Source organism: Buchnera aphidicola (Cinara kochiana kochiana), assembly GCF_900698905.1.
Classification (GTDB): Bacteria; Pseudomonadota; Gammaproteobacteria; order Enterobacterales; family Enterobacteriaceae; genus Buchnera_F; species Buchnera_F aphidicola_W.
This window is the reverse complement of record NZ_LR217707.1, coordinates 184,768-206,283: the sequence shown is the minus strand read 5'-3', so window position 1 is coordinate 206,283 and position 21,516 is coordinate 184,768. Positions and strand designations below refer to the sequence as shown.

Annotated in this window: 17 protein-coding genes, 3 tRNA genes and 1 rRNA gene; 6 read left to right on the top strand and 15 right to left on the bottom strand. The window is 23.8% G+C overall.

Annotation, left to right across the window (positions count from 1 at the left end):
• Positions 1 to 190 precede the first annotated feature (190 nt).
• The 5 genes from lipA to mnmA form a co-directional block, all read right to left on the bottom strand.
• Complete coding sequence (gene lipA, locus BUCIKOCA2762_RS00885) at positions 191 to 1,144, bottom strand: lipoyl synthase (RefSeq protein ID WP_154028529.1); 954 nt, start codon at positions 1,142 to 1,144, stop codon at positions 191 to 193.
• Positions 1,145 to 1,205: 61 nt separating this feature from the next.
• Complete coding sequence (gene lipB / locus BUCIKOCA2762_RS00880; RefSeq protein WP_154028527.1) at positions 1,206 to 1,829, bottom strand: lipoyl(octanoyl) transferase LipB; 624 nt, start codon at positions 1,827 to 1,829, stop codon at positions 1,206 to 1,208.
• Between the two features lie 584 nt (positions 1,830 to 2,413).
• The gene (locus tag BUCIKOCA2762_RS00875) at positions 2,414 to 4,363 is read right to left on the bottom strand and encodes an exoribonuclease II (protein ID WP_154028525.1); all 1,950 of its coding nucleotides are present in this window, start codon (positions 4,361 to 4,363) and stop codon (positions 2,414 to 2,416) included.
• A 119-nt stretch (positions 4,364 to 4,482) separates the two neighbouring features.
• Positions 4,483 to 5,244, bottom strand: coding sequence for an enoyl-ACP reductase FabI (locus BUCIKOCA2762_RS00870; protein ID WP_154028523.1), 762 nt, complete (start codon positions 5,242 to 5,244; stop codon positions 4,483 to 4,485).
• A gap of 161 nt (positions 5,245 to 5,405) precedes the next feature.
• Positions 5,406 to 6,509 carry a tRNA 2-thiouridine(34) synthase MnmA gene (mnmA, locus tag BUCIKOCA2762_RS00865; RefSeq protein WP_154028521.1) on the bottom strand — a complete coding sequence of 368 codons (1,104 nt, stop codon included), beginning with the start codon at positions 6,507 to 6,509 and terminating at the stop codon, positions 5,406 to 5,408.
• 330 nt (positions 6,510 to 6,839) lie between these two features.
• Here mnmA and lepA point away from each other — a divergent pair, with 330 nt between their 5' ends.
• The 5 genes from lepA to acpS all read left to right on the top strand — a co-directional run bounded on the left by lepA (position 6,840) and on the right by acpS (position 11,579).
• Entirely contained in the window at positions 6,840 to 8,630 is a 1,791-nt protein-coding gene (lepA, locus tag BUCIKOCA2762_RS00860; RefSeq protein ID WP_154028519.1) for a translation elongation factor 4, read from the top strand.
• Positions 8,631 to 8,654: 24 nt separating this feature from the next.
• The gene (gene lepB / locus BUCIKOCA2762_RS00855) at positions 8,655 to 9,551 is read left to right on the top strand and encodes a signal peptidase I (RefSeq protein ID WP_154028517.1); all 897 of its coding nucleotides are present in this window, start codon (positions 8,655 to 8,657) and stop codon (positions 9,549 to 9,551) included.
• An 87-nt stretch (positions 9,552 to 9,638) separates the two neighbouring features.
• Entirely contained in the window at positions 9,639 to 10,319 is a 681-nt protein-coding gene (rnc, locus tag BUCIKOCA2762_RS00850; RefSeq protein WP_154028515.1) for a ribonuclease III, read from the top strand.
• 7 nt (positions 10,320 to 10,326) lie between these two features.
• Positions 10,327 to 11,166: a GTPase Era gene (era, locus tag BUCIKOCA2762_RS00845; RefSeq protein WP_154028513.1), complete on the top strand. Its 840-nt coding sequence runs from the start codon at positions 10,327 to 10,329 to the stop codon at positions 11,164 to 11,166.
• A gap of 32 nt (positions 11,167 to 11,198) precedes the next feature.
• Positions 11,199 to 11,579, top strand: a complete 381-nt coding sequence (gene acpS / locus BUCIKOCA2762_RS00840; RefSeq protein WP_154028511.1) for a holo-ACP synthase — start codon at positions 11,199 to 11,201, stop codon at positions 11,577 to 11,579.
• Between the two features lie 13 nt (positions 11,580 to 11,592).
• Here the strand turns inward: acpS and tadA are convergent, their stop codons facing one another.
• From tadA to BUCIKOCA2762_RS00800, 8 genes are all read right to left on the bottom strand, one after another.
• Positions 11,593 to 12,054 carry a tRNA adenosine(34) deaminase TadA gene (tadA, locus tag BUCIKOCA2762_RS00835; RefSeq protein ID WP_154028509.1) on the bottom strand — a complete coding sequence of 154 codons (462 nt, stop codon included), beginning with the start codon at positions 12,052 to 12,054 and terminating at the stop codon, positions 11,593 to 11,595.
• Positions 12,055 to 12,087: 33 nt separating this feature from the next.
• A complete protein-coding gene (gene smpB, locus BUCIKOCA2762_RS00830) occupies positions 12,088 to 12,501 on the bottom strand; it encodes an SsrA-binding protein SmpB (protein ID WP_232036838.1) in 414 nt (137 codons plus the stop codon).
• 162 nt (positions 12,502 to 12,663) lie between these two features.
• Complete coding sequence (locus tag BUCIKOCA2762_RS00825; RefSeq protein ID WP_154028505.1) at positions 12,664 to 13,218, bottom strand: nucleotide exchange factor GrpE; 555 nt, start codon at positions 13,216 to 13,218, stop codon at positions 12,664 to 12,666.
• A 79-nt stretch (positions 13,219 to 13,297) separates the two neighbouring features.
• Positions 13,298 to 13,371, bottom strand: a tRNA-Asp gene (locus BUCIKOCA2762_RS00820).
• Between the two features lie 61 nt (positions 13,372 to 13,432).
• The gene (gene dnaQ / locus BUCIKOCA2762_RS00815; RefSeq protein WP_154028503.1) at positions 13,433 to 14,140 is read right to left on the bottom strand and encodes a DNA polymerase III subunit epsilon; all 708 of its coding nucleotides are present in this window, start codon (positions 14,138 to 14,140) and stop codon (positions 13,433 to 13,435) included.
• 137 nt (positions 14,141 to 14,277) lie between these two features.
• Positions 14,278 to 14,350: transfer RNA gene (locus BUCIKOCA2762_RS00810), tRNA-Ala, on the bottom strand.
• A gap of 38 nt (positions 14,351 to 14,388) precedes the next feature.
• Positions 14,389 to 14,465: transfer RNA gene (locus tag BUCIKOCA2762_RS00805), tRNA-Ile, on the bottom strand.
• A gap of 60 nt (positions 14,466 to 14,525) precedes the next feature.
• Positions 14,526 to 16,084: ribosomal RNA gene (locus BUCIKOCA2762_RS00800) — 16S ribosomal RNA — on the bottom strand.
• Positions 16,085 to 16,526: 442 nt separating this feature from the next.
• On the opposite strand from BUCIKOCA2762_RS00800, the gene argS reads away from it, so the two are divergent.
• A complete protein-coding gene (gene argS / locus BUCIKOCA2762_RS00795) occupies positions 16,527 to 18,242 on the top strand; it encodes an arginine--tRNA ligase (protein ID WP_154028501.1) in 1,716 nt (571 codons plus the stop codon).
• Positions 18,243 to 18,265: 23 nt separating this feature from the next.
• Here argS and BUCIKOCA2762_RS00790 read toward each other — a convergent pair whose 3' ends face one another.
• Positions 18,266 to 20,356: a flagellar biosynthesis protein FlhA gene (locus BUCIKOCA2762_RS00790; protein ID WP_154028499.1), complete on the bottom strand. Its 2,091-nt coding sequence runs from the start codon at positions 20,354 to 20,356 to the stop codon at positions 18,266 to 18,268.
• 28 nt (positions 20,357 to 20,384) lie between these two features.
• The gene (locus BUCIKOCA2762_RS00785) at positions 20,385 to 21,497 is read right to left on the bottom strand and encodes an EscU/YscU/HrcU family type III secretion system export apparatus switch protein (RefSeq protein ID WP_154028497.1); all 1,113 of its coding nucleotides are present in this window, start codon (positions 21,495 to 21,497) and stop codon (positions 20,385 to 20,387) included.
• Between the last annotated feature and the right edge of the window lie 19 nt (positions 21,498 to 21,516).

Sequence of the window (21,516 nt, the reverse complement as noted above, 5' to 3'; positions counted from 1 at the left end):
AAAAATTTTTATAAAAAACACCAATAAAAAAATAAATTAATTTTTTTTTGGTGTTCATGTACATATTTTTAAAAATACTTCATGTATATTAAGTACAAATATATTTTTAATAAAAATATATTTATATTAAAAATAATAAATGATTTATATATATATAAATATATAATAATTTATTAATATTCGATAAATATCATATTTTATATGATTCATATTGTTTATCTGCATGATAAGAAGATCTAACTAAAGGACCGCAAAATACTTTAGAAAATCCTATAGATAATGCAGCATGTTTAAAATTTGTAAATTCTTGAGGTGTAATATATTTTTTAACAGATAAATGATATTTACTAGGCTGCATATATTGACCAATAGTAACAATAGAAACACCTACTTTTTTTAAATCTTTTAATACAGATATAACTTCTTGTTTTTTTTCACCTAATCCCAACATTATCCCTGATTTTGTGGGTATTTTTGGACACATTTTTTTAAATTGATTCAATAAATTTAAAGAATTAATATAACTTGCTCCTGGTCGAACTGAAGAATATAATCTGGGAACATTTTCGATATTATGATTGAAAACATCGGGCGGATATTGATTAATTATATTTAATGCTATTTGTTCTTTTCCGCGAAAATCAGGCACTAAAATTTCTATTTTAATATTTTTTGTTTTTCTAATTTCACGTATACAATTAGAAAAATGATTAGCGCCTCCATCTTTTAAATCATCTCTAGATACTGATGTCAAAACTACGTATTTTAAATTTAACTTCACAGAAACGTTAAATATTTTTTTAGGTTCATTAATATCTATAATTTTAGGTCTACCTTTTTGTACAGCACAAAATGGACATTTGCGCGTACATATAGATCCTAATATCATAAATGTTGCGGTTCCTTTATTAAAACATTCTGATAAATTTGGACAGTGAGCTTCTTCACATACAGAATGGAGATTATGGTGTTTTAATATATTTTTAATGTTATTAATTTTATTTGTATTAGAGGGTAATTTTACTTTTAACCATTTTGGTTTTTTTAAAATTGATGATGTAGTATTTGAAGGTAAAATATTAGATATCAAATATGTATCTTTTTTATCTTTATAAGAAATATTTATTTTATTTTTGCGAAACATATTAATTCTTCTATAAATTTTTATGTTATTCATTACGAATAAATCAATTAGGTTTTATTTATTAATTTTCAATTATTAGATAATTAAAAAAAATACAAAAATTTTTTATAAAAATATTTTGTATTTCTGGTATCGTAATATTTGGATGAAAATTTTTTATTTGTGTCATTGTAACATTCTTATTTCCGCAAGGATTGATATATTTAAATGGTGTTAAATTCATGTTTACGTTTAAAGATAAACCATGTAATGAGCATCCTTTTATAATACGAAAACCTAATGAACAAATTTTTTTTTCTTTAACATATACTCCGGGCCATTTTTTATTTATATGTGAAGGTATATTTAAATCTTTTAATAGTTTAACAATTACTATTTCAATATTTTGTACTAATTTATAAAATTGAATTTTTTTTCTTTGTAAATTTATTAAAAAATATATAATTAATTGCCCGGGACCATGATATGTAATTTTTCCTCCTCTAATCGAATGGAATACTGGTATTCCGTTAATATAAGGTTTTTTATATTTTTTTTCAGAAATACCATATGTAAAAACAGGATAATGTTCTGCAAACCATAATTCATCAACAGTATCTTGATTTCTATTTTTTGTGAATTTATGCATTTTTTCTTCTATATCAAGCCAATTACATAATTTTAAATATCGTATAAAAATGTTCATTTTTTTGTTAAAAATTTTTTTAAAATAATAAATATTTTTAATAATATTTATTATTGTTCTATTTTTTATACAATATAATTTTTCATTAAAATAATATTATTAATAATAATCATTTTTAATAAAATACTACTACACAGTAATAGTAAATTACTAATAAAAATATTTTATTAATTCAATAAATTTAAAATTATTTAAAACAAAACTATATTATATAAATAAAATTTATAAATATAAGATATATACATATATTCATAAATATTCATATTTACTTTATTATAGATAATACTTCAATGTAAATATAAACGATATATTGATTATATCTGTATAGATTTATTTTGACTATATATTGTGATAAACATAATTTAATTTATATAATAATTTTTATATAAATACTGTGTTATTACAAAAATAATATTTATTAGTTAGGTAAATCTTAATAATTAAATTATTTTATTTAAAAATTTTTATATTATTTTTGATATTATTATTTATTATTTTAATAATTATAAAAATATAGTAATATTAATTACTATTGTTTAATAATATAAATTATATTAGTATTATTACGATAATATCAATAATTTCTAGTTAACTAACGATGCAATAATTTTTTTAGTATCATTATTGATAAATAATAAACGTACAATAATACTATCTGACACTTGATGATGAATTTTATTGTTTATGTATATTACTCCATATTCTGGATGACATATTATTTCACTACGAATATTATGTATATATGAAGAAGGAATAAATATAAAAGCTCCAGTATTTATTAAACGAGCATGTATTCCCCCTCTAGATATATCAACAATATCTGCTAGATAATGTTTATTATCATTTTTTATTGAACAAAAAAATTTCATATATAACCATTCTTCTATATCTCTAACGGCCATTCTATTTTTTCTTTTACGATCATGAATATGAGATAACAAAATATTATCAGGAGGTGTTATGTTACTACACTTATTGATTATCGACTTAATTAATCGATGATTTATCATATCGCTATATTTTCTGATCGGAGATGTCCAAGTTGCATAAGAAGTAAGACCTAAAGAAAAATGAGGTTTAGAAAATAAACTAATTTCTCCAAAAGACTGGAACTTACGTATTCTGTAATTCACATATTCATTAGATAATTTATCTAATGATCTTTTTAATCGACAAAATCCTGATAAAGTCATAATTTCTTCTGAAGTATAAAAAATATTATATTTTTTTAAAAATTTAACAGCATTTTTTGCATTACAAGAATCAAATCCAATATGGGTATGATATAAACCAAATCCTAATTTTTTGTCTAGAAAATCAGCAGCACAAATATTAGCTGAAATCATAGATTCTTCAATTATTTTATGAGCTATTCTTCTATTTTCTATTGAAATATTTAATATTTCCCATTTTTTAGATAGATGGAAACGATATTCCGGACGATCTTTAAATATCAAGGCATTTTTTTTTCTCCAAAAATTTCGAATTTTATATATTTTTTTTAATAAAAGTATCTGTTTTTCAATATTATTATTATATGGTTTCCAATTACCTAATTGTTCTAGCCAATCAGATACGTTATCATATGATAATTTACCCCGAGATTTAATCCATGCTAAAAAAAATTTTGTTTTTTGCATAATAATAGAACCATCATTGTCAATTATTATTCGACACGCTAATACTGGTCTTTTTACATACGGTTTTAAAGAACAAATATCTTCAGACAATTTTTTAGGTAACATAGATATATTTAATCCTGGTAGATAATTTGTAAAAATACGTTTTTTAGCTATATTATCTATTTCAGTGTTTATTGGTATATATTCAGTAGGATCTGCAATAGCTACTGTAAGAGCTAATTTATTTGTACCAATTTCTTCTACGAAAAGAGCATCATCTATATCTTTAGTATAGCAATTATCAATTGTAATAAAATCCAAACACGTTAAATCAATACGATTATCACTAGAAATATTATCAGGCGATACATTTAAAAAATTCATCATTGGTGATTTTTTTTCTAAATTATATCGTGATAAAATTACATGCCATGGTGATAACGGATTATCTTTTTCAGAAATAAATTCTAGTATATCAACACTAAAATCGTTATTATCGCGTAAACTATGTTGTGTTAATTCTGCTACTATCCAGTCACCGTCTTGCCAAGATCTTATAATAGAAGTTTTATATTTATAAAAATATACATTACGTACATACGGATATATTGGTTGTATGCAAATACAATTATTTTTTTTATATATTGATCCTATAAATTTCTTTAAAAACGGTTCTATTAATTTTTTAGGAAATATAATTTCTTTGTTATTATTTATCTCAATCAATCCTATAATTTTATCTCCATGAATAACTTTTTTCATATTTTGAGGAGGAATAAAATATGTTGTTTGAAAATCAACTTCTAAAAAACCAAAACCTTTTGCAGTACTCTTTACAATTCCTTCTACTTTAAATTTCTTTTTTTGTAACTTATTTTTTAATTGTATTAGTATAGGATTATTTTGAAACATAATATTGTAACCTAATAATTTTATTATTATTTAAAAAAATGGAATTAAATCAATATTCATATGACAATATATTTTATTAAAATTAAATAAATAAAAAATTAATAATATACAGTGTATTATTAAACAATATTGTTACCAGTATCTACATATATAATTTGTCCGGTAATACCGCGAGATAAATCAGAACATAAAAATGCTGCAACATCTCCAATTTCTTGAATAGTTATATTTTTATGTAATAAAGAATTATCTTTACTGACAGTTATAATTTTATGAAAATTTCTTATTCCATAAGAAGCCGTTGTTTTAATCGGTCCAGCTGAAATTGCATTAACACGTATATTTTTTCCTATAGAAGCAGCTAAGTATCTTACATTAGCTTCTAAAGATGCTTTTGAAATACCCATTATATTATAATAAGGAACGTATTTTACAGCTCCTATATATGATAATGTTATAATAGCTGATTTATTATTAAGAAATTTTTTAGCTGCTTGTGCTATGGCTACTAGACTAAATGAATTAACTTCATGTGCATGTAAAAAATTTTTACGATTAACTACTTTGATATAATTTTTATTTAATTGAAATTTTTCTACATATGCAATTGAATGTACTATTCCGTCTAATTTTTTCCATATTTTAGATAAACTCTTAAATAATTGAATTATCGAATTATCTGAAGTAACATCACATTCTAAAACAATATTAGATTGAACTTTTTCAGCTAATAATATTATATTTTTTTTAGATTTTACATTATGATAAACAAAAGCTAATTTAGCTTTTTGTTTATACATAGACATAGCAATGCCCCATGCAATTGAAAAATGATTTTTAACTCCAAATATCAAAATATTTTTATTTTTTAAAAAAGTCATCTTTATATTGTATACCTATATGATAATTATCATTTTTATATTTTATATGTATTTGTATTTACATATATTTAGTATAAATATATATAATTAATATATCTATAATTAATTATATTATATATTTAATTAAATAGTATTTTATATTAAAAAATAGATATGATTAATTACGGTAAGTACGGTATATTTTTATATATAATAGAACCTCCTATACATTGATCATGCTGATAAAATACTGCAGATTGTCCAGGTGTAACACACTCTACTGGTTTATTAAATAATACTTGAATGTAATCAAATTTATTTTTAAAAATTATACAACACATTATTGGTTTATGTTGATGTCGAATTTGTACTAAACATTTAAATTTTAAAATGTTCAATATACCGTTAATCCAATGAATTTTTTTTATTAAAAAACCATATGATAATAAATATGGATTTTTAGATCCTTGTACAACTAAAATAATATTTAATTTAATATTTTTTTTAACTACATACCAAGGATACATATTTTTATTTTTTTTTCCACCAATTTTTAATCCTTTTCTTTGACCAATAGTGTAATATTCATATCCGTAATGTAATCCCAATAATTCTCCCGACATAGTTAATATTTTTCCTACTTTATACGGAATATATTGGTTTAAAAATAAATTAAATTTTTTTGGTTGAACAAAGCAAATACCAGTTGAATCTTTTTTTTTATATACACATAATTTTATTTTTTTTGCTATTTTACGTGTTTGCGTTTTTGTTATATTAGCTAACGGAAAAATTATTTTTGATAAAATTTTTGATTTTAAAGTATATAAAAAATAACTTTGATCCTTGTTTAAGTCTATAGATCTATACAAATAATACTTATTTTTTTTTTTTTTAATTTTAGCATAATGACCTGTTGCAAAATAATTTGCTTGTAAATATTGTAAGGCAAAATTTAAACAAATATTAAATTTTATAATTTTATTACATAAAATATCTGGATTAGGAGTACGTCCTTGTTTATATTCTATAATAAAATTTTTAAATACTTTTTCCCAATACTCTGTTGAAAAATTAATAGTATGCAATAAAATACCTAATTGTTTACATACTAATTTTGCATCATTGAAATCTATCTTAGCAGAACAATAATTTTTAGAATCATCTTCATCCCAATTTTTCATAAACAAACCTTCTACATGATATCTTTTTTTTAATAATAACCATGCTGAAACTGAAGAATCTACTCCTCCTGACATAGCTAAAATAACTTTTTTTTTTTTCATTCTACTATTAACACCGCATTATATTAATTTAATTTAAATAAAATAATTTTTATATATAATTATATAACTTTATAAAATAATTTATTAATAATTTTATAATTTATTTTACATACAAAATATATTTTCAATAAAATAATTATTAAATAGTTATATATGATATATATCATATATAATAAATATGATATATATCATATTTATATTTTTTTTATTTATTATATATGATATATATAATATTTTTATTAAGAATACTTTAAATAATAATATAAATTATTATATAAATAAAATTTATATAAAATAAATTATAAATAAAAATGGTGTATTAGTTATATTATGAAATATATAAGAAATTTTTCTATTATTGCTCATATAGACCACGGTAAATCAACTCTATCTGATCGATTAATACAAACATGTGGGGGTCTTTCCGCAAGAGAGATGTCAGAACAAGTTTTGGATACTATGGAATTAGAACGAGAACGAGGTATTACTATTAAAGCGCAAAGTGTTACTATTAACTATAAATCTAAGATAGGAAAAAATTTTTGCTTAAACTTTATTGATACACCAGGCCATGTTAATTTTGCATATGAAGTTTCACGTGCATTATCAGCATGTGAAGGTGCTTTATTGATAGTAGATGCAGCCCAAGGTGTTCAAGCACAAACTATAGCTAATTGTCATAGTGCTTTAAAAATGAAATTATCTATTTTACCTATTTTAAATAAAATTGATTTACCTAATGCTAGACCTGACCAAGTATGTAGAGATATACAGAATATTATCGGTATTTCTACAAAAAATATTGTTTTGTGTTCCGCAAAAACAGGTGCCGGAATATCAGATTTATTAGAAAAAATAATAACAGTAATACCAGCCCCGATAGGAAATTATTCTAATTCATTACAGGCTTTAGTTATTGATTCTTGGTTTGATAAATATTTAGGTGTAGTATCCCTGATACGTGTAAAAAATGGTTTTATAAAAGTTAAAGATAAAATCTTAATTATGAGAACTAAAGAAGTATATCAAGTTGATCAAATGGGTATTTTTACACCTAAACGAATTTCAAAATCTATTTTATATTCCGGTGAAGTGGGATGGATAATCTGCGGAATTAAAAATATTCGTTCTATACTGGTAGGTGAAACCATTACTTCTTTTGTTAACCCTACTACTAAATTATTATTAGGGTTTAAAAAAATTAAACCAAAAATATATGCTGGTTTATTTCCCGTTAAAAATAATCAATACAATCGATTTAAAGAAGCTTTGTATAAACTTCAATTAAATGATTCTTCTTTGTTTTATGAGCCTGAAAATTCACAAGCATTAGGTTTTGGTTTTAGATGTGGATTTCTAGGAATGTTACATATGGAAATTGTTCAGTCACGTTTAGAAAGAGAATATAATATAAAAATAATTATTACAGCACCTTCAGTTATTTATGAAGTAATACTAATAAAAAATAAAAAAAAAGTTTATTTAGATAATCCAGCAAAATTCCCTAATACTCATTATATTTCTGAAATTAGAGAACCGATAACATTTTGTAATATTCTAACTCCTACTAAATATATTGGAGAAATTATAAATTTATGCATTAAAAAAAGAGGAATACAAAAAAATTTAATATATCATAATAAAAAAACTATTATTCAGTATGAAATTCCATTATCTGAAGTAATTTCTAATTTTTTTGATCAACTAAAATCTATATCAAGCGGGTATGCTTCATTAGAATATAATCTTATTGGATTTAAAAAAAGTAATTTAGTTAAAATTGATATTTTAATTAATTCAATGAAAATAGATGCACTATCATCCATATGTCATAAGAAAAATTCTATTCGTATTGCTAAAGATATAATAGAAAAGATTCAAAAAATAATACCGAGACATCAATTTAATGTACCTATTCAAGCTTCTATTGAAAATAATATTGTTTCTAGAGCTAATATTAAGCAATTAAGAAAAAATGTATTATCAAAATGTTATGGAGGAGATATTAGTCGTAAAAAAAAATTATTACAAAAACAAAAAAAAGGAAAAAAACGAATGAAAATAATAGGAAATGTAAAAATTCCTCAAGAAATATTTTTTTCAATCCTACAAGTTAAATAAATAAAATATACGAGAAGATTATATATGGAATTTTTAAATCAATATGCGCTAATTATAATAACCGGAATAATAGGATTTTTTTGGATATATTATCATATTAATAATATTTACATTAATTTTTTTAAAAAAAAAAATAAATTATATAATCATAAAGCATTAAAGCAATTGAATTATATTTTTCCTATTATGATTTTAATTTGTAATATAAGATTTTTTGCTTATGAACCGTTTAAAATTTTTTATCATTCTATGAATCCAACATTACTTACTGGTGATTATATCATTATACAGAAATTTTCTTATATAAAAGATAATTCATATAAAAAAAAATTTACAATAAAAAGCTATCAACCTAAAAGAAATGATATTATTGTATTTCAACCGCCTTATGACAACACTATCAATTATGTTAAACGTATTATAGGTATGCCGGGAGATATTGTAATTTATGATCCTTTTAAAAAAAAAATGTGTATTATAACAAAAAAAAATATTAAATATACAACGTTATCTCAAAAAAAAAATGATATAAATATATCATCAAATAATGTTAAAAATAATAAGAAATATCTTTATAATCGTTGTATAAATACATATCGTTCATTAAAAATTGAGCGATATCAAGAAAAATTAAAAAAAAATATATATAATACATTAATTACTCATGGTATGAAAAATTTTTCACATCCATTATATAAACAATCTAATTATCAAAATAAACGGACATGGATTATTCCTGATAATAAATATTTTGTGGTAGGGGATAATCGAGATAAAAGTTCAGATAGCAGATATTGGGGTTTAGTTTCTAAAAAAAATATTTTAGGAAAAGCTAAATATATATGGTTTAGTATAGATTTTAATAACCAAAATTGGTTAAAAATAATACGATTTAATAGAGTTTTTAAAAAAATTTCATAAAATTATTTATAAGTTATGTACATAAAATACAATAATATAATCGTATTAATAAATTCATTAATTATTTTATCTTTTAATCGGTGTTATATGAATTCAATAGTGATGAATAAATTACAACAATTTATTGGTTATACATTTACCAATGTGTCATTATTAAAACATGCTTTAACGCATAGAAGTGCTAGCGCGCAGCATAATGAACGATTAGAATTTTTAGGAGATTCGATCCTTAGTTTTGTTATAGCAAAAGCTTTATATCATCATTTTCCTAAAGTTAATGAAGGAGGAATGAGTAGAATGCGTGCAACATTAGTGCGAGGTAATACATTAGCTGAAATTGCATCTGAATTTTCTTTAGGTAATTATCTTAAATTAGGACATGGAGAAAAAAAAAGCGGAGGATTTAAACGAGAATCGATATTAGCTAATGCAATAGAAGCTGTAATAGCTAGTATATTTTTAGATAGCAATATATATACTGTAGAGAAAATAGTATTACAATGGTATAAAAATCGTTTTATAAAAATTAGTCCTATTGGAACAAAAAAAGATCCAAAAACTAGATTACAAGAATTTTTACAATCAAAACATTTTCCGTTACCCGTATATAATATTGGACAAATATATGGTGCAGCACATAATCAAATTTTTACTATTTATTGTAAAATAAATGGATTATCAGAAATATTAATTGGAATTGGAGCGAGTCGTAGAAAAGCCGAACAAGATGCTGCTCAAAATGCATTAATTCGATTAGAGGTAGAATAATACAATAATGAAAAAAAGTATTTTTGGAAAAATTCTAATTGTAGGTCGAACTAATGTGGGAAAATCAACTTTATTAAATCAGTTAATTAATGCGAACATTTCTATAATTTCGCGAAAACCAAATACAACTCAAACACATATTACCGGAATTTATACCGATAAATTAACACAATTTGAATTAATTGATTCACCTGGTATAAAAAATAAATATAGTAATATAGAAAAAAAAAAATTACGTGATACATTTAACTTAATACAGGAAGTACATATAATAATATTTTTAATTAATTGTTTTATTTGGACTAACGAAGAAACAAAATTATTAGAATATATTAAAAAAAATAATAGTAACTATATAATAGTTATCAATAAAATTGATTGTATAAAGAAAAAAAAATTATTACTACCATTTATTTATAAAATAAATCAATTAACTTTAAATCATGAGATTTTTTTAATTTCAGCAAAAAAAAATATATACTTAAAAAATTTATTAATTTATATCAATGAAAAATTACCAATATCATCTCATAAACATTTAAATAATCAAAAAACTAATTGTACTAAAAAATTTTTAATTTCAGAAATAATTCGCAATACTTTAATGAATCTTGTAAATAAAGAAATAGTGTATTCATTTACAGTAGAAATTTTTGATTTTTATAGACAAAAAAACGAAAAATATTTTATAAATAGTATTGTTTTTGTTAAAAACAAAAGACATAAAAAAATTATTATTGGGTATAAAGGAAAAAAAATAAATCAATGTAAGGAACAGTCACAATATAAAATAGAGAAACTGTTAGAAAAAAAAATTTATTTTAAAATATTAGTAAAAATTAAATAAAATCATTTTATTAATTTATAACAGAGATTATTATGTCAATAATAGGTATTGGAATAGACATGATTAGCATCATGCGTTTTAAAAAATTAATTTTTCGTTATGGTACGGCGATACCCAAAAAAATCTTATCAAAAAATGAATTATATGAATATAAAAATATACATAATAAAGAAAGATATTTAGCTAAAAATTTTACAGCCAAAGAAGCAGCTGCTAAGGCTATAGGACTAGGAATATACAAACATATGTTTTTAAAAAATTGTGAAGTTATATATGATATATATGGAAAACCAAAAATAAACATGTTAGGATGTATTAGAGATAAATTTAAAAAATTACAAGTAAAAAAAATTTTTTTAAGTATTACAAATACACATAAATATACTCAATCTATTGTAATATTAGAAAATTAAATATAAAAATTTTTTATCTTTTTTTTTTAAAAAATTCTTTTAATATACCCGAACATTCATGAAATAAAATTCCAGACGTGATATCTTTTAAATGATGTTTTATTTTATGAATGTATAACAAATTCATAAAATAAGAAAAATTATATTTTTTAGAGCTATAAGAACCGTAGACTATACGGTTTATTCTGGCAGATATAATCGCCGCAGAACACATAAAACAGGGTTCATGTGTAACATATAATGTAGTATTATATAATCTATAATTTTTTAATTTTTTACTACCCTTTCTTATTACTAATATTTCAGCATGTGCGCTTATATCAAGTAAAGAAATACAAGAATTCCATGATGAACTAATAATTTTGTTGTTTTTAACTAGCAAAGATCCTATAGGTATTTCGCCATTTTTCTCTCCATAATAAGCTTGATTTAATGCTTTTTTCATCCAATAATTATCAATATTTATTTTATTCATAAAAACCTGTATTTAAAAATATTTTTAATTATATTATTTATTTAAAGATATACGTTTGTATATGGTAGATTGTTCAATTTTCCAAGAACGATTTTTTTTATCTAATCGTTTATCTTGATTGGATTTACCTGTAGCAATCCCAATTTTAATCTTACACCAAGATTTATTCCAAAATAATTTTAAAGGAATAATTGTGTATCCTTTTTTTTTGTTATATAAATTAATAATTTCAATTTCTTTTTTTGTTAATAATAATTTTCGAATGCGATCTGATTGATGTAGATAAAATTTTGAAATATTAACTAATGGTTGAATATTTACTCCGATTAAATATACTTCATTTGCATCAAAAATCACATATCCATTGGTAATTTGCACAAATCCTGAACGAATCGATTTTACTTCCCATCCTTGCAATATAATTCCAGCAACAATAGTTTTTTTGATAAAAAAATTATAAATCGCTTTTTTATTTAAAAAAACTTTTTTTTTTTAATATTTTTTTTTTTTTTAAAATTACTCAATATTTTTACCTTATTTTTATTTAAAAGAAAAATTTTTATCAACATAAATAAAAATCTCTTAAATATATCAGTACTCATAATACTACTATTTTATTTGAGAAACTGATACTAGCGCAGGTCTTAATAACCTATTATTTATTGAATATCCTTTTTGAATAATGCAAGAGATAAAATTATTTTTATATTTTCCAGAAAAATCAATTGATATAGCTTGATGTAAATCTGGATTAAATGGAATATTAGTTGATTCAATCACTGATATTTTGTATTGTGTAAATAAATAAAAAAAATTTTTTTGTATATTCTTTAAAGATATATATATATCATTAGAATTATCTTGATGCAAAGAATCCAATAAATTAACTGATGAATCAATACTATCAACGATAGGTAATATTGATATGAAATATTTTTCAAGAAAAAAATTATATGTATTATAAATTTTTTTTTGTAATCTTTTTTCTAATTTTAATAATTTATCAGCGTATAATTTGGAGTGTTTTAAAATATCATTTTTTAAATCTAATACCTTTAATTTTTTTTTTTCTAAATATTCTATATTTTTTTTTAATTCTTTATTGATTAATTCTTTTTTAATATGATCCAAAGATGAATTATTAAGAATATCATTACACTTCATAAGTATATTTGTCCGAATATATTCATATAAAATTATTTTTAATAATATTTTTTAAAAATTACTTCAAAATAATTAATTTCGGTGCGGACGGGATTCGAACCCGCGACCCCCGGCGTGACAGGCCGGTATTCTAACCGACTGAACTACCGCACCTTTTATTTTATAAATTAATAACTAAACTATAGTATATATCATAAATATTAATTACAATTAATTAAATATAGTTTTTTAATATTATTTTCATATATTTTTCATGTTTTTTATTTTCGGATTTAGATGCAAATAAAATTTTTAATACTCGGTTATCAGCATGAATATTCATTACAGGAGGAGTTATTCTGCTTTTTTTTTTTTCTGTAAACGATATTGTGATTTGTTTACTTGTCATGTATAGATATAATTTCATTAATATCTTAGCATCTATCAATGCACCATGTACAGTTTTACGTGTATTTATGATATTATATCTACGACACAATGCATCTAAATTATTTTTTTTTCCCGGAAATAATTGTCTGGCAATCACTAACGTATCTATAACTGTAGAAAATTCTCGAATTTTTTTTATTCCGCAATTTAATTGACTAAATTCATAATCTAAAAAACTAATATCAAAAATAGAATTATGAACTACAATTTTTGATTTTTTTATAAAATTTAAAATATTTAAATAAACTTCTTTAAATCGCGGTTTTTTAATTAATTGATTTCTAGAAATTCCATGAATTTTATATGCTTCTTTTTCAATATCACGATCTGGATTTAAATAATAATGTAAATATTTTCCGGTATATTTTCTGTCAATAATTTCTAATATTCCGATTTCTATAATCTTATGATTTAAATATAAACATCCAGATTTATTCATTCCAGTAGTTTCTATATCTAGAACTACTTTTCTAGATTTTTTTAAAATATTCATTATACAAATATTTATAAAATATATTTTTTAATTTTAAAAATATAAATTTTTAAAAAATTTAATTTAATCATAAAAATAATAAAATATAAAATAATAGTGATTTAATTAATTAATTTATTATTAATTAATACTAATATTGGAGCTAAGCGGGATTGAACCGCTGACCTCCTGCGTGCAAAGCAGGCGCTCTCCCAGCTGAGCTATAGCCCCCTATTTTATTAACAAAAAGATATTAATATAATATTGGTTGGTAGGCCTGAGTGGATTTGAACCACCGACCTCACCCTTATCAGGGGTGTGCTCTAACCGGCTGAGCTACAAGCCTGTTTACTACAATAAATCAGAAAATTTCTGTGGGCACGATCCAATTAAATGCTTTATATTTTAAGGAGGTGATCCAACCGCAGGTTCCCCTACGGTTACCTTGTTACGACTTCACCCCAGTTATGAACCACAAAGTGGTAAGCGCCCTCCAAAATTTGGTTAGGCAACCTGCTTCTTTTGCAACTCACTCCCATGGTGTGACGGGCGGTGTGTACAAGGCCCGGGAACGTATTCACCGTGACATTCTGATACACGATTACTAGCGATTCCGACTTCGTGGAGTCGAGTTGCAGACTCCAGTCCGGACTACGATACACTTTATGAGGTTTGCTTATCTTCGCAGAGCTGCTTCTCTTTGTATGTACCATTGTAGCACGTGTGTAGCCCTGGTCGTAAGGGCCATGATGACTTGACGTCGTCCCCACCTTCCTCCGGTTTATAACCGGCAGTCTCCCTTGAGTCCCCGGCCGAACCGCTGGTAACAAAAGATAAGGGTTGCGCTCGTTGCGGGACTTAACCCAACATTTCACAACACGAGCTGACGACAGCCATGCAGCACCTGTCTCATAATTCCCGAAGGCACTTCTATATTTCTATAAAATTCTATGGATGTCAAGACCAGGTAAGGTTTTTCGCGTTGCATCGAATTAAACCACATGCTCCACCGCTTGTGCGGGCCCCCGTCAATTCATTTGAGTTTTAGCCTTGCGACCGTACTCCCCAGGCGGTCGACTTAATGCGTTAGCTTCAGAAGCCATTCCTCTTAGGAAACAACCTCCAAGTCGACATCGTTTACAGCATGGACTACCAGGGTATCTAATCCTGTTTGCTCCCCACGCTTTCGCACCTCAGCGTCAGTTTTCGTCCAGGAGGTCGCTTTCGCCACAGGTATTCCTCCAGATATCTACGCATTTCACCGCTACACCTAGAATTCTACCTCCCTCTACGAAACTCTAGTCATTCAGTTTCAAATGCAGTTCCTAGGTTGAGCCCAGGGATTTCACATCTGACTTAAATAACCGCCTACGAGCTCTTTACGCCCAGTAATTCTGATTAACGCTTGCACCCCCCGTATTACCGCGGCTGCTGGCACGGAGTTAGCCGGTGCTTCTTTTTCAGGTAACGTCAATTAATAACGATATTAGCATTATTACCTTCTTTCCTGACGAAAGTACTTTACAACCCTAAGGCCTTCTTCATACACGCGGCATAGCTGCATCAGGCTTGCGCCCATTGTGCAATATTCCCCACTGCTGCCTCCCGTAGGAGTCTGGACCGTGTCTCAGTTCCAGTGTGGCTGGCCATCCTCTCAGACCAGCTAGAGATCGTCGCCATGGTAAGCCATTACCTTACCATCAAGCTAATCTCGTCTGGGTTCATCTGAATGCGTAAGGTCTCTTTTATAAATATAGAGATCCCCTACTTTAGTTTTTCAACATTATGCGGTATTAGCTATCGTTTCCAACAGTTATCCCCCTCATTCAGGCAGATCCCCAGATATTACTCACCCGTTTGCCGCTCGCCGGCAAAAATATAAATATTTTCCCGTTGCCGCTCGACTTGCATGTGTTAGGCTTGCCGCCAGCGTTCAATCTGAGCCATGATCAAACTCTTCATTTACGTGTAACTTTTATTACAAAACTAATTTTTTTTTACATTAAAATTAATAATGAATAATTTGTATCTGAACATTTAATCTTCATGTGCCCACAGAAATTTTCTGAAATATTTTTTTAAAGAACATTTTTGTTACAAGATCTATCTTATCTTTTTTTTGAAAAAAGTCAACATATTTTTTATAATTTATATAAAATTTAATATTAATTATTATATATTGTATATTTTATCAAATTAAATTAATTAAACATATAAATAATTTATAAAATAGATAATTTAAAAAAATATTCAAAATAAATATTTTATTCTTTAAGAAAGATATTTTTACAAAAAATTTAAAATTATTATATAATTATTATCATTAAATATTTTTGTGTTTCATTATATAAATAATTAACATATATATTAAAAACACACATTAATTATTAATAATATTGGTAAAATTATGAATATTCAGGAATTCTTAAAAAATAAAATAAAAAAAATTTGCATAAAATATAATATTCCAGATAATTTTGATCCTATTATTCGAAAAAATACCAAAAATAACGAAATTGACTATCAAATTAATGGAATTATTAAGTTAAAAACAAAAATACCATATTCTTCATATCAACTTGCAATTAATATTGCTAACGATTTAAAAAAATATAATATATTTAAAAAAATATCAGTTCCTCCACAAGGATTTATTAATATTACTTTAAAATCAAATTGGTTATGTAAATATATCAATAATATGTATTATTCAAAAAACTTTAATATATCTACAAAAAATCCAAAAATAATTATTATTGACTATTCTTCTCCTAATATAGCTAAGGATATGCATGTAGGGCATTTACGATCTACTATTTTAGGAGATGTAACTGCTCGATTAATGGAATTTTTAGGGCATACCGTTATAAGACAAAACCATGTTGGTGATTGGGGTATACAATTTGGAATATTAATCACACAATTACAATTAACAACATGTTATTCTATTAATAAAATTGAAAAAATTTATAAACAAGCAAATCTAAGATATCAACAAGATCCATATTTTATTAAAAAAACTAAAAAAAATGTAGTTAAACTACAAAATAATAATAAAAATTGTTTAAAAATATGGAATTTATTAATTCATCATACTATACAACAAAATAACATAATATATAAAAAATTAAATATCACTCTTACTGATAAAGATATTCGTGGAGAAAGTTTTTATAATTCTATGTTGCCAAACATTATTTCTGATCTTAAAAAAAAAAAAATTGCCGTTAATTACAACGGTGCTGTTATTGTTCATCTCAACAAATTTAAAAATCGTTTAGGTGAAAACATGGGAGTTATTATACAAAAAAAAGATGGAGCATTTTTATATACTACAACAGATATCGCGTGTTTAAAATATAGATGTAATACATTAAAAGCCAATCGAATTATTTATTATATCGATAATAGACAAAAACAACATCTCCTTCAAGTATGGGAAATAGCTAAATTAGCAAAATATGTACCTAATGATACATTATTAGAGCATCATACGTTTGGAATGATTTTATCTAAAAATAAAAAACCTTTTAAAACACGTCATGGAAAAACAATCAAATTAATAGATTTATTAAACAAAAGTATTGATAAAGCAAAAAAAATAATAAAAAATAAACATCAAAAAATGACTAAAAATGAAATAACATCTATTGCTCATAGTATAGGAATTGGTGCTATAAAATATTTTGATTTATCAAAAAATCGAATATCTGATTATATTTTTGACTGGGATCAAATGTTGTCATTAAATGGAAATACAGCACCTTATATACAATACGCATATACAAGAATTCAATCAATTATTAATAACAATAATTCAACTTACGAAACAAATATTCATCCGATTAAAATTTTTACAAAATTTGAACGAAATTTAATATTAACTATTTTGCAATTTGAAGAAACTATATTACATTTAGAAAAATTTGGAACACCTCATTTGATGTGTAATTATCTATACGATCTTGCTGGAAAATTTTCAAAATTTTATGAAAATTGTTCTATTTTATTCGTAAAAGAAACACACATCAAAATCAGTCGGATAAAATTATCTATATTAACAGCAAAAATAATTAAAAAAGGATTATATTTGTTAGGTATTAATACGGTTAATAAAATGTAAAATCATACTTTTATTATGCGTATCTAATCTTTATATTTACCGATAGTATGTACAATTTTTATCGTACGGTCTTCGGAAATTTCAGAAAAAGATAAAACAATTAATTCTGGAATACTTATCATGAATAATCTTGCTAATAAACTACGTAATTGCGGATGAACTACTAATACTAATGGAAATTTATTTTTTTTTTGCATAATAACTAATAATTTAGTTTTATTAATTAAATTTTCTGAAAATACAGGTTCTAATTGACCATCCTTATTATTGATTATTTTTAATAAAATACATTCTATATCTGCACTTAATCCAAGTACACAAATTTCATAAACGTTCAAAAAAAATTTTTGTGTAATAAAATTACGTAATGCAATTCGAGTAACATCTGTAAGTTTTTCAACATTATTTTTTATGCCACTACCATGTTTTATTAATGTTTCCAAAATTGTTCTAATATCTTTAATAGGAATATTTTCACGTAATAAATTTTGTAAAATACTATGTAACATAGTTATTGAAATTATATTAGGTATTAAATACTCTACTAGGCGCGGATAAGTTTGTGAAATACGATCTAATAACTGCTGAGTTTCTTGTAAACCAAATAATTCATATAAATTTTTTCTAATAATATTATTAATATGCGTAATAATTACTGAATTAGGCTCTACAATTAATAATTTTTTTTTAATAATTTTTTCTTTATTATCAGGATGAATCCAAAAAGCAGGTAGATCAAATACCGGTTCTTTTACTTTTATTCCTGGCACAGTAATTATACTATTACTATTATTTATAGCTAATAATTTATCTAAAAAAACATATCCACATCCAATTTCTGCCCCTTTAATTAAAATTTTATACTGTCCATCTTCTAATTTTCGATTATTAATTAAATAAATATCGGAAATTAGAAAACCAAAATCTTTAGCAATATTTTTTCTTAAAAAATATATTTTTTTTAACAAATAATTATATTTATCTTTATAAATAGATTGAAAAAAAATAGAGCTTAATTCTAAAGCAATCAAATGTTCAAATTGAATATCATTCCACGAAAAACCTAATAACTTATTTTTTTTTACATTTGATACTTTAGAAAAATTTTTACTTATGTAATTTTTATTATATAAATACCACGATAATATTAATAAACTAATAGTAAAAGATAAAAAAATAAAATTTGGCATTCCTGGTATTAAACTAAATATACCAAATATAACACTACTTAAAAATATAACTTGAGAATTATCAAAAATTTGATTAATTATCTGTTTACTAACATTAATTTTGTCAGATCCAACACGCGTTAAAATAATACCAGAAGCTATTGATATAATTAAAGAAGGAATTTGAGCCGCTAAACCATCTCCAATTGTTAAGATACTATATGTTTTAGCTGCTTGCAAAAATGACATATTATGCTGGGTAATTCCTATAACTAATCCACCTACAATATTTACTATTATAATTAATATACCGGCAACGGCATCACCGCGAATAAATTTGCTAGCTCCATCCATCGATCCATAAAAATCGGCTTCTTTATACACATTAATACGTCTTTCTTTTGCCTCTCGCTCAGAAATAATACCAGCGTTTAAATCAGCATCTATGGCCATCTGCTTTCCGGGCATAGCGTCTAAAATAAATCTAGCTCCTACTTCTGCAATTCTTCCAGAACCTTTCGTAACAACAATAAAATTTATAATTACTAAAATAATGAAAACAATAATTCCGATAAAAAAATTTTTACCAATTAAAAAAACACCAAATGATTCAATAATACGTCCTGCAGAATATGATCCTGTATGTCCATTTAACAAAATCACACGTGTAGAAGCAACATTTAAAGATAACCGCAATAATGTTGACAACAACGATACTATTGGAAAAGAAGAAAAATTTAGTACGTCAGTAACGACCATAGAAACAATCAAAATAATTATCGAAATAACAATATTAAACGTAAAAAATAAATCTAAAAAAAAAGTTGGTAAAGGCAAAATAAGCATACATAAAATCATTAAAATTAATGATGGAGTGAATAAAGAATATAAACTCATATTATTAATTTTATTAATAAAATTCAATAAAATAGATAATTTTTGCATCAATTATAGATCTCCTAAAAGTAATTTATTACTTATTAAAAAATATCATTGGCATCGTTGGGTATATACCGCCATATTTTTTCCAACGTTTAACTTTCCAAGCCCACGCTAAAATTTTAGCAATTGATGAATGTAAATTAATCGGAATCTGATTACCAATAAAAGAATTTTTATACAAATAAATTGCTATAGAATCAGAAATAAATATTGGAATATTATTTTTTTGTGCAAATTTTACGATATGAATGGATAACTTTTCTAATCCTTTAAAGAGTACTTTAGGAGCAGACATCGTAATTGAATTATAATGTATAGCTACAGCGCAATTTATAGAATTAAAAATAATTACATCGGATTTAATTAATTCAGATATAGGATATCTATGCAGTGAGTTTCGTATTAAAATTTGAATTCTTTGTTTTATTAATGGATTGCCCTCTAATTCTCTTTGTTCATCTTTTACTTCTTGAACAGTCATTTTAAGTTTATTAAAATATTCTAAATACTTTATAATAGTATCAATAATAGCTATTATACCTATAATTGTCATCATTAATAATATATATCTATACATCCAATAAAATCCAAAAAATAAATTATTTAATAATGAATTAAAATAAAAATTATTGATATTAAAATAATTATTCCGAATAAATAAAAAAGAAACGGCAATAATTATTATTATTTTCGATGAAATAGATAAAAAATCAATTATTATATCAAAAAAACTTTTTTTTTTAAAATTATTGATAATATTGAAAGAATTTAAGCTAATTTTTAAAAATCTTATTCTAACTATTTCTCCATAAAAAAAAATAGGTGAAAATACTAATATACATGCTATTCCTAAAAATAATATTAAAAAATATAAAATAAAAATTTTTGTATGTTGTAATGTAGATACAAAAAATAATTGAGGATAATTAATAAACTTTATATCAAATGTTAAATTCAATACAAATAATTTTAGTAAACGTAAAAAAATAAATTTTTTATTTAAATAAAATAAACAAAAAAAAAATGATAATATCAGAAAAGAATTTAAATCATATAAATATTGTATATATCCGTTTTTTTTAAATTTTTTAATTTTATGAGGAGTTGCAGCTTCAGTTTTATCTTCATTTAAGCTATAATTCATATATTTATACCTTTATATA